This window comes from Bacillus cereus group sp. N24 (assembly GCF_016483345.1).
In the GTDB taxonomy this organism is placed as follows: Bacteria; Bacillota; Bacilli; order Bacillales; family Bacillaceae_G; genus Bacillus_A; species Bacillus_A toyonensis.
Window position 1 is genome coordinate 17,887 of record NZ_JAEHCA010000042.1, and the last position, 10,288, is coordinate 28,174.

The window sequence follows — 10,288 nt, forward strand, 5'->3', positions numbered from 1 at the left end:
TAAGATTTATAGTTTAATATAAAAATTTAAAGATAAGGTAAAGATAAGATAAAGATAAGATAAAGGGCATTTTTTATGCGTACATTAGTAAAGTATTGGTACAAACGGATATGTGGGAGAACTTGTTGATATGAATGGGTTTAGTGATAATTGAGAGATTATCGTACAAGTTATTAATTTTGGAGATATCATTTTAGAAGAAGATTTACCTTATCTTTTTAATATACTTTATAGAGAAAACTAAGAGATAAAATATAATAAAAACGGCTAACCCTCCACGTAAGAGACTCGGCCGTCACAAATTACTAATTATTTCATACTTGAGATATTATCACCCTTAGCGCTATACAATGAGATATTGGCTTAACCATTGAAAATTATTTAAAGGTTTACTTTTTTCATTTTTTTACTATTTCATAACTTGCTTCAAATTTACTCTTCCGCATTTATTGCCGTCTAACAATCATCATCACACATGACTTAATACATTATTGAAAAGAAACAGTTCTACACTATGCAGGCTTTCTTTATGATTTTACCGTTAAATTATTCATAAAACTCTCTATAGAATTCGCCTGGAATACACGAAAATAAGAAGATTGAACGTCATAATGTTTGTCAGTAATGATAAGGATTGAAGGAAAGAATTTAGAAGTTTTCGGTTGCCAAGATTCATTATGCCATTCTTGGCTATGGAAGTATAACTCATATCTATTTATCTTATCTTGCATTATCTTTTTACTGTACACTGACTTTTGAACTTCAATAAAGAATGGCGATCTACGCCATATTGTAAAAGCATCCGGTTCCATATATTCTTTCCCATACTTTGGTTCAACTTCGAATAGCTTAGGATTTTCATAATGAACGAGTTGTTTGTATACGTCCACAATACCAAGGAAATGAGGAATTTTTTGACTCGTTTTTTTGATAGAACTGGGTTGTGGAAAATAAATGTATGGGTGCTGTAATACGTTAGCATCAACATGCCCATCTCTTCTTAATCGTTTCATAACTGTATTACAACAAGTTATTGCATTCTTTAATCCTTGAAAATGTAAATAAATAATATCGTCACGAGACATACACCTAAATCGTTTCAAGTCATTCAAAATCCCTATATCTCTACTCTTCATCATCTAACACTCCAAATAAAGGCATTTCTTTTTGCAGAGGGTTTTTAGATTTTTTCTCCTCTTTAGCCATACGATATGGCTCAATAATTTGTTTCGCTTTACATAGTGACAAGTAAGGTGCTTGCACTTTCTTTAATCCATTTCTTTTTAAAATCATTTGGCCAGATTGCTCTAAATGCTCTGAACCAGGAGTACCCATGATATTACTATTAATCACACTATCACATTTAAAGCCAATTCTTACAGTCATATTAAGTTTTAACTTACCATCTAACACCTTGGCATCTGGTCGCTGCATACTAAGCATAAGAAAGACTCCAAGTGATCGCCCAACTGCTGAAATCTTTTCTATTGTAGCCATACACTCTTTTTCATCTTTAAGCATAGCTACCTCATCGATAGCAAGTAGAATATATGGTTTTTGATAATTAGGATTTATTTTGTTATACGCATCAATATGATCAACTTCATAGTCTTCCATAAGTGTTCTTCGTTCTCTGATTTCCTTCCATAACTTTTGAAGCATTATTTTCATTTCGATTTCTTCCATACAAACTTCTTTTACATGCTTCACTCTACGCAAAAAATGAAATTCAGAGTTTTTTAAGTCACCAAGATATAAATGCAACTTTTCAGGAAACATATATTGAATAAGTGTGGATAATATAACACGTACCATACTACTTTTCCCACTTCCCGTTTCCCCTGCAATTAATAAGTGTGGTGAATTGGAGTCAATCATATCGTACGCAATCATCTTTCCAAATTGGTCCCTACCGACAACAACAGGTAAACGGTAATCTTTTAATAGTGGTTTCCATTCTTTATAACAATAATTGTACGATTTTAGCCCAGCGTTCGAACGGAATACATGTAGGACAAATTTTTTCACATCACCTTCAATCGTAATATTTCGTCCTAATATTTGCTGGAAACAAAACCACTTCTTTTCAATCTTTTGTGGATCTAATCCGTTTGGTATGGTAAACACATATCTCACACTTTCTGCTGAAGAAGAAACAGTATGTACCTTTGGATAAATAGGTACTTTCCCCCCGCGTGTTTGATGTTCCGTATATAGACCTGCTTTTCCAAATACCTCTATAAGTTGATTCCTTAACCTTTGTGTAAGAAGCCACTTCTTAATCAGTTTCATATACTCCCCCCTAAAACATGATTACGATGCGAATAAATACATATCCAACCAAACAAACTCCACCAATTCGCATGCCGTAATAAATTCCTTCGCTTACAAATTTGGCTGCGGATATATAGTCATGTCGTACCAAATATTTTTCTAACATGACCGCCCCAATTAAAACCGTTCCCATTACTCCTAATGCAATGTAAGTATGGAGTACCTGATCGGACATATGAAGGAATGCGAAAGGACTTAAAGAATTGTATTTACGTATTTTCTTTTCTTTATCTTCATACGACCGATCCATAAACTCACGAAAAGAAATTGTTTTCTTCCTACCACGCATTTATATTCCCCCTTTATAAACAGAATTTAGAAGATAGATTTTACATAGCCTCATCTACTTAATACTATGGTAGTTTTACTTTGGTAGAAATCTTGATAAATACTTTGGAAATCATTCACAACTTACTTTGGTAACCTCGTATTCTTCTACATTTATAAATACCGTGTTAGCTACTTTGATACATCATATTGTAGACAGCTTGTACATTATGTAAAAAACTTTTTTCGTCTATGCGAATAGTTTTTTACATTTATGTCCACAATGTGGAAAATAGGTTCAGGAGGGATTTAAGTGTTTTGGAAATTCGGAGGTAAAAACCGAACGAAATTAGGTAATTTTTTAGATCGGAACGGCTTCACCCAAACTGATTTAGAAAAGACAGCAAAATTAAGCCGTCCTACAGTTTCAAAAGCTTGCAATGATAAAGAATACATACCTAGTCCAACTGTAATGAAAAAGATTTTAAAAGTTATCAGACAAATAAAACCCAATGTTAAATCCACCGACTTTTGGGATATGTAAAAGCCTTGCGGCAGAACGCACGTTCGCATACGCCGAGAATACACGTCTTTTTTTAGGAGGTATACGGGTGTATGATTAGTCAATTTTCCAAGTCGAATTGTATTATGTTTAGACCTTCTTAGCCTTGATGCAACGTGTCCTGCATCAAGATGTGCTTAGATCTCTACATACTAAATTAGCTGTAATAGGAGATGTGAGTAAAAGTGACTCCATTGTTTTTGCGACAATATCAATTAATACCTTCTCACCTTTACTTACTTTGTATATTTAAAACGCTTAATCACGATCTGGGCTTCGTTGACTATCCATACCCACCACCTTCTACATAAATAGGAAGTAGTTTGTCTAACTCCTCCATATGGTAATTCTCATTGTAAATCTTTTTATTTAAATGTATAATTATATAAAAAGTTCTAAATATTTGAATTGAGGTGAAAATCATGAGAAGTTTTAGTTCATTATTGATCTCTACTATCTGTTCAATCATCCTTTTAGTTTGGAGTTCCCTTTCTTTCTATACTGAATTCACAACAGGACATACATACTACTGGGTTAACAGTATCATAGCCTTGGTTTTCCTTCTATTCTTTGTCTTAGATATGCGAGATATCATCAAGAAAAATTACAGAACATCAGGACAATAGGAGTTGATACATGTGTGGAAAAAAATTAAGAATTATAGATTAAGCTTAAAAGATTTAAAGTTCCTGTTATGGTTATTCGGTATTACATGTTTTGTATACGGCTACAATTTCATTACAGGATTAGCTTTTGACCATAAATTCCAAGTCTATGATTTAGGTGGTGCTATAGCTACATTCGCCGCATTTATGGATACTAAAAATAGGTTTCAAAATAAAATTTATAAGACAGCTTAAAAAGGGATCTATCGGGATTCCTTTTTTCTATGCAAAATAAAAAAGCATCCTTTTTAGATGCTCTCTGCGCATAATTTTTCTATAAAATACTGATTCCCATTGTCATAAGGCTACCTAATACAATACATACTAACCCTACTAATATTAAAAACTCTGGTAACTCAAAGTGTCCGAATATCATAGCTAGAATTAAACCTATAGGAAATACCATGACTTCTATCCGACTTATCCCTTCATTTTTCCTTGCTATATAGGACGTAGTTATACCGATAATTAAAATTCCTAATACAATTAAAATTAATCCTAGTGTCATTCATCCATCATCTTTTTTCATTCATATTACCATAAATAAACAGTCATTATCATTACTTCTTTATAAAATAAAAAAGTAGCGGATTCGCTACTTTTAATTAACAATGATACAGTTGACCACGAATTTCGCCATTAGGATGTTGTACTGTATGAACATTAATATAAATGATTTCATTTACAAGAGCATCTAATGTTTGACCAGTTAACGGCCCAACCAAATCCTCTTGAGTGATTATTCCTGTAAAAGTTGCACACTCTATTGAAACTGGATTTGTTATAGGTCCAAATAAAAAAGCTACAACAGGACCGTTTGTTCCTTTTGCTCCTAGATGCAGATGGGCAACTACTACATTCTCTATATCAAATAACTCCAACTTAAATTTTAAACCAAGCTCGTCCCGGCTCAATTTAAAGAAAGCTTGTCCTCGAGCATCTGTTTCTACTGGTGGAACTTCATTTCTGCCACGTAACTTTGCGAAGAACATATTTATCACTCCTATGCTTTTTATTTACTCCTAATATATTCATGTCCTTCTTAACTGGTGACAAAATAAAAAAGCAGCAGATTCGCTACTTTAAAGTAAATGATTTAATCTTGAATTTCCTGTATACTTTTTACCAGATAATGAATACATAATATCTTGGTATTTAATCAACCTCTTATGATCACATGGTATATGAAAACTCTTTCGATGTTCTTTGAATAAATTTATCATTTTAACCAAGAAGCCCCTTCCTCAAGGAACGCGAAGTGAGTAGGTGGGAGATGAATTGGCTTCGGACAAGAGATGGCAGGAAGCCACCTTAGTACTTAATATCATTTATTTTCCGTACACGTAAACAGGACATTAAGAAATACGATAAATTCGTTTTCTCTTTTATATCCGTGTAGGGTAGACCTAATCGTGACATTTATTTTTGTTCGTTTGTTTTGTTAGTTAGTAAAAACTTCCTTCTACTTTACAAAAGTATTAAAAGGAAGTGTTGACTATGAAATTTATTTTGAACTTTAAAGACGGTTTAAAAGTCGAAGTCCCTGATTTCGATAAAATAAATGGTGGCGAAAACTTCATTGACCTTCTCAAAAATTATCAAAAGGAAGATAGCCCTATTACTCTTGAACAAACAGATGGTAATATCGTACGAAATTTTTCTGAACTACATTCTGTGGAGATTGTTTGTTAATAATAATCAAGCTTCATTCTTATGGGGCTTGTCCTTATCTTTCCTTAAAAACAAACAAGACGCCACCCAGATTACGGAAGCGCCTACAATACTTGCTATAAATTTAACAAAACTTATTTACCTTCACGTCATTTATTTCTTTGCTTCCATACCCCATTCTCTTTACGATAAGTATTCTTTCCATTCATGAATCCCGCTGCATTACCAGGAATGCTATATTTCTTATTCTTAGCCTTCCTCTTCATCCTTTTTTCTTCTTGAACAGCTTGCAAATCCACCTTCCATTGTTTCAACAAATCCTTTTTACGTCGCATCGAATTTGTACCCCTCAGATTGAAATGTTAATCCATCAATCATATTATATATATTTATATATAATTTTCAATAAAAAGAGAGCACCAGTATCGAGGGTGCTCTCAATATAAATTGGGGTTTATCCTGAGCATTGAATAGGACACGAAAAACTCGTCCTATTACATAATATGCTTGTCCTTATCATAATGTGCAATAAAAAAAGCACCCTCGCCCAGGCGCCAAAAGATACATATACGTTGAGGTAACTAATACGTTAGAAAAGACCCTTCCATATCATTGTATGATTATCGCTTATCTTTATACCTAATAGACTCATTAAATACGTTTAATGTATAATTTCGATTGATCTAACCCTGCCTAATACTATCCAATTCATGGTTAGTATTCTAAATAGACCAACGATGTATTATAATCCTTTATATACCCAAGGAGGTTCACCATGCTTAATTTTCATAAAACATTCCCCATCTTAGGATTCTTTTGGTTTTTATACAGTTTCATCGGTCTCATCTTTTTATTACATTACTTCCTTAGCGTGTAGTAACAACGCATATACATCTATGTTTAATATGTAATTTCTATATAACAAAGAAAAAAGCACCCGTTGTGGATGCTTTTCTAGTTTCATTTTAAAAATACCTCTTTATCATCCGTAATAATTTGCTGACTCTCATCATCATTATCAATTTCTTTTCTTAAGTATTCAAGGGTAATTTCGATTTCTTCCTTATTCTCATAATAAATACCTTTTGTACTTTTAATTTCTTGGTCTAATTGTTTCTCTCTGTCTTGAAGCGGATTGATTTCTGCTCTTACGAAAAGTTTTTTCCTTTCCCCTTCAAACTTTTCACTCACTTTTTTTAGAATTTCAATTTTTTTCATCAGAGTAAAGGATTGAAGTTCTCTTTCTTTTTCCACTTTTACAATCGCTTTATACTTTTCTATTAAATTTTTTTCCCACTTTAATAATTCATCAAAAATATATTTATCCATCTCCTAATCCCCTCCAAATTAATTTATTCGATAAGAATCATAAATATACTTTTATTAGAATAAATTAATTATACATTTGAAATAAAAAGCCTAAATAGGATATGGAAAAATAAATGAAAAATTCACTATTAGTTCAAGGCTGAGTACTCTCAACCTTCTCCAACCCACCGCATCATATAATTTTCTAGCTCATATTAGCTACGCGCTTTACGTTCGGTGACTAGGAGAATACTAAGAATCTTCTCGTTTATACTCCATAGAGTCGGACAATACTTCGGCTGTCGCATAGCCTTCACTGACCAATTGTGTTTACACAACGTGATTATATCCAAGACGTATATCTTTCTTCCGACGCCTTGTTTAAACCAATACACTAGAAGGACGGAAGGGGAATGTTTCCACTGTATTGGCTCAAACAAAGAGTGGAACTCTTTGCCCTCGTTTTGGTCATTAATAAGAATCGTGAGTAATTACTAATGTACGAGATCACGTATACTGTTTTAGATTTTTAGAATGCAAGCGTCACCCAATCATGAGCAACCACCCCCATTCCATCTTCAAGAACCGACATACTAGAAAGAAATAGACTTATATTTATTATCAACCCAGAGGACGCATTCTGGGCTGAACACTAAATACAATAGAAACAGCATGACGAATGCGAGTCATCTCACATCCACCACACTGGAATATGTCATTGTTATACATTCATTGGTCTCTTCGTCTTAATGCGGATTCTTATCGCCTTCCCCGCCCTACTATGCGGTATACGTTACCGTGACATTCTCGCATCAGAACGTTTCACTAATAGGTGTACTAATCCTCTTCGATATGTTGTTGTCAAAGGGCTTGTACCTATACTTTACTGCCGATTTCATTTGCATAATCCCCCTTATTTTATCGGTTTTTTGTTGATGTTTTTTATTCCATAAAAAAAGCACCCCAATTTTCATGAGATGCATCTTTCTTATAAAGAATCTTGCTATTAAGTAAAACAAAAAGATAAAATTTCCTTAACGATTATATCTTTGATTGAACTAGCTCATAAAATGAATTCACTTTTGATGGGGTAGAAAAATTATCAAATACAATAAAAGCATCACCGGAATCCATTGTTATTTTTTTGATAAAAGGGATACTAGACATCTCTAAAAATACATCATTTGTATGACTGAAGTTATTCACCTCAGTGTATGCATATTCCCATTTAAGGCCTTTTCCAAACATATAGTCAGCACAAAATAATAACTTTTTATTTGTAGCAGCTAAAATTCCAGATCTACTAATATAACCAAGGTTTATCGCACAATAAAGTGTAGAAATTACTTCTTCATTGCTCTGTAAATATTCTTTTACTGTTTCCAAGTTCGCCTTCACTAGTAATCCTCCATATTTTTAGTATTAAATTATCAACAATGTACATATATTTTATTATATATTAAATTTTAGCGCTAAAGCGAAAGCATTCCAACATACCCCCTTATATTAAAATCATCCCCAATGAAGTAGCAATCATTCGAATTGCATTTTTCTTCTTATAGTAGAAATGATCTTTCTTCATTGAGAGTTCTGTATAGATAAAACTACCCTTTAATTTCTCTCGATTCAAATACTTGATCTTGATAATCTCCGCCTCATCATAATCTAAAACGTATTGTAAGGCCTTATTAATTTGTTTGAATTTGATATTGCTAACATGCCTTGTATTCCTTATCTCAGAAAACCGACTAATTCCCTCTTGCTGTAGCTCCACTTCATTCTCAAATCGTGCTTTTAAAGCGCGGTATTCCTTTAAAATTTTTGATTGATAAGCTTCTCAAAAGCCATTCCCCTGTTCCCTTGCCCCATTGTTATTCCTCACTTTCTATTAAAAGGATTATTTTATTAAGTTATTTTTCATTAACCAGGAAAATTGTCCCATGCCTTTTACATCTTTCTCATGCACTGGCATTACATATATCTCTTCATTGATTAACAGCTGCAACTCTACACATTGTTTCTCTGTATTCCACCCGTAAGATGCCATAGATACCATTTTAGGCTCTCTTTTTCCCTCCATTTCTCTCTACCCACTTAATAAGACTCAATATTCCGTCAATAATATAGATAGGCTGTTTAACAGCCGGAAATCTCTTATGTGTAACCATACTGATTGAAACTTCCTTCAAGACTGAGCAGTTAGCTTTTGCTGGCTGCCCTTTTATTTTCTGCAATTGGCTACATTTCCCTGATGTTTTTAACGTAATATTAAGTTACGATATAAAAGAATAAAATATATTTGGCTGTTATACCATTACCCTAGGAAACTAGGGTTTTTATTAAATTGTTTATACTTTATTTCTCAACCACAACGGATGGAATTATAATAAAATGAATGGTAATATATAGACATCTCAATTACGTTAGAGCTTGTTTCCTTGCAAGCTCTTTTTTTATTAAAATAGCGTTTTTGTTCAAAATGATGACCTTACCCATTTGGACACATTTACCAGTATTTTTACCAAAAAATTCATGATATGGTTATTTAGTCGAGTACGTCATTACTTGACAATTACCCTTAGAAGCCCCGCAGACAATCGGGGTTTCTTTTATTTAAAAAACGATTTTGTTCACTTTTATAGCTTACTATTCCTCATAGTTGTGTTTTTCTTCTAGGACTTTTATAAAGTTAAGTGTCCATCTACATAACAATCATTGATATAACCCCAAAAATATATTTCATTAACTTCGCTTAAAGTAAAATTTTCATTTTTTCATTCAACCAAGTTCATAACATATTCTTTTCCTCTGTTAAAATAATGTTTAGGTGCCTCACGCGCATTTTATCCACTGGAAATAACACCTTTTATGTACTTAATTATTAGAAACTTCATTTTTGCTTCTTCTGCAATAGTAATTTTGTTCACTTTTTCGATACATTTATGAAACATTCATATGTTATCTTCAGTACGTTCTATACTTTTTATAAAACCGTGTGAGATATACCAAAACAAGAAGCCCTAGAGCCCTAACTCTAGGGCTTCTTCATTTAAATACGGATTTTATACACTTTTATTATTTTCACAAACTTTCATATTTATCAAACTTAATATATAAATTATTTTTATAATGTCTTTATGAAACATCACGTGTTTCAAATACAACATTTTTTGATGGCCTCTTATCTTTCCGTAAGGGGTCTTTTTTTATAACTATTTTGTTTGATTTCCTTACGTAATATCCTTAAATCACTTGAAGCAAAGAGTAAGACTGCAAAGTTAACAGATGAAGAGAGGATGGAAGCACGTATATTTTAAAGAAATTATCGGATGATCTTGATAAAACAGAGTATTGAACTACCCCCTCTTTCACTTCGTTTAGAAGAGGGGGATTCCTAAGTAAAAAGTTCTATCGAACTCTAATTTATTAGGCTATCTCCGCAGTCCTTGCGGTTAGAAGCCTTATCGCTTCATTCTTTAGA

At 32.8% G+C, this 10,288-nt stretch carries 13 protein-coding genes and 3 pseudogenes; 5 read left to right on the plus strand and 11 right to left on the minus strand.

Features of this window, described 5'->3' with window-relative positions:
• Window positions 1–106 precede the first annotated feature (106 nt).
• Window positions 107–232 (plus strand): annotated as a pseudogene (locus JDS95_RS31390) (vancomycin resistance histidine kinase VanS); the annotation flags it as partial.
• A gap of 295 nt (window positions 233–527) precedes the next feature.
• On the opposite strand, the gene JDS95_RS28540 reads toward JDS95_RS31390, so the two are convergent.
• From JDS95_RS28540 to JDS95_RS28550, 3 genes are read right to left on the minus strand one after another with little or no spacing between them, the layout of a single operon-like run.
• Entirely contained in the window at window positions 528–1,085 is a 558-nt protein-coding gene (locus tag JDS95_RS28540; RefSeq protein ID WP_033658465.1) for a replication-relaxation family protein, read from the minus strand.
• Window positions 1,086–1,125: 40 nt separating this feature from the next.
• Window positions 1,126–2,292, minus strand: a complete 1,167-nt coding sequence (locus tag JDS95_RS28545; protein WP_098016307.1) for an FtsK/SpoIIIE domain-containing protein — start codon at window positions 2,290–2,292, stop codon at window positions 1,126–1,128.
• 10 nt (window positions 2,293–2,302) lie between these two features.
• Window positions 2,303–2,623, minus strand: a complete 321-nt coding sequence (locus JDS95_RS28550) for a hypothetical protein (protein WP_098016306.1) — start codon at window positions 2,621–2,623, stop codon at window positions 2,303–2,305.
• A 291-nt stretch (window positions 2,624–2,914) separates the two neighbouring features.
• Between JDS95_RS28550 and JDS95_RS28555 the strand changes: the two genes are divergently transcribed.
• From JDS95_RS28555 to JDS95_RS28560, 3 genes are all read left to right on the plus strand, one after another.
• A complete protein-coding gene (locus JDS95_RS28555) occupies window positions 2,915–3,145 on the plus strand; it encodes a helix-turn-helix domain-containing protein (RefSeq protein WP_098016305.1) in 231 nt (76 codons plus the stop codon).
• Window positions 3,146–3,585: 440 nt separating this feature from the next.
• Window positions 3,586–3,789, plus strand: a complete 204-nt coding sequence (locus JDS95_RS31395; RefSeq protein WP_098016304.1) for a hypothetical protein — start codon at window positions 3,586–3,588, stop codon at window positions 3,787–3,789.
• Between the two features lie 12 nt (window positions 3,790–3,801).
• Complete coding sequence (locus tag JDS95_RS28560; protein WP_098016303.1) at window positions 3,802–4,023, plus strand: hypothetical protein; 222 nt, start codon at window positions 3,802–3,804, stop codon at window positions 4,021–4,023.
• Window positions 4,024–4,102: 79 nt separating this feature from the next.
• Here the strand turns inward: JDS95_RS28560 and JDS95_RS28565 are convergent, their stop codons facing one another.
• The 3 genes and pseudogenes from JDS95_RS28565 to JDS95_RS32275 all read right to left on the minus strand — a co-directional run.
• A complete protein-coding gene (locus JDS95_RS28565; RefSeq protein ID WP_098016302.1) occupies window positions 4,103–4,336 on the minus strand; it encodes a hypothetical protein in 234 nt (77 codons plus the stop codon).
• A gap of 97 nt (window positions 4,337–4,433) precedes the next feature.
• Window positions 4,434–4,820, minus strand: coding sequence for a CHRD domain-containing protein (locus tag JDS95_RS28570; protein ID WP_098016301.1), 387 nt, complete (start codon window positions 4,818–4,820; stop codon window positions 4,434–4,436).
• Between the two features lie 90 nt (window positions 4,821–4,910).
• A pseudogene (locus JDS95_RS32275) lies at window positions 4,911–5,042 on the minus strand (nucleotide excision repair endonuclease); the annotation flags it as partial.
• Between the two features lie 283 nt (window positions 5,043–5,325).
• Between JDS95_RS32275 and JDS95_RS28575 the strand changes: the two are divergent.
• Window positions 5,326–5,520 (plus strand): hypothetical protein, encoded by a 195-nt coding sequence (locus JDS95_RS28575; RefSeq protein WP_098016300.1) that lies wholly within the window; start codon window positions 5,326–5,328, stop codon window positions 5,518–5,520.
• Between the two features lie 128 nt (window positions 5,521–5,648).
• On the opposite strand, the gene JDS95_RS28580 is transcribed toward JDS95_RS28575, so the two are convergent.
• The 5 genes and pseudogenes from JDS95_RS28580 to JDS95_RS28595 form a co-directional block, all read right to left on the minus strand.
• A complete protein-coding gene (locus tag JDS95_RS28580) occupies window positions 5,649–5,834 on the minus strand; it encodes a hypothetical protein (protein WP_098016299.1) in 186 nt (61 codons plus the stop codon).
• Between the two features lie 625 nt (window positions 5,835–6,459).
• The gene (locus JDS95_RS28585) at window positions 6,460–6,828 is read right to left on the minus strand and encodes a hypothetical protein (RefSeq protein ID WP_199690930.1); all 369 of its coding nucleotides are present in this window, start codon (window positions 6,826–6,828) and stop codon (window positions 6,460–6,462) included.
• A gap of 1,020 nt (window positions 6,829–7,848) precedes the next feature.
• Window positions 7,849–8,205 carry a PH domain-containing protein gene (locus JDS95_RS28590; RefSeq protein WP_098016297.1) on the minus strand — a complete coding sequence of 119 codons (357 nt, stop codon included), beginning with the start codon at window positions 8,203–8,205 and terminating at the stop codon, window positions 7,849–7,851.
• A 103-nt stretch (window positions 8,206–8,308) separates the two neighbouring features.
• A pseudogene (locus JDS95_RS31955) lies at window positions 8,309–8,629 on the minus strand (ArpU family transcriptional regulator); the annotation flags it as partial.
• Between the two features lie 75 nt (window positions 8,630–8,704).
• Window positions 8,705–8,887 (minus strand): hypothetical protein, encoded by a 183-nt coding sequence (locus tag JDS95_RS28595; RefSeq protein ID WP_002046497.1) that lies wholly within the window; start codon window positions 8,885–8,887, stop codon window positions 8,705–8,707.
• Window positions 8,888–10,288 lie beyond the last annotated feature (1,401 nt).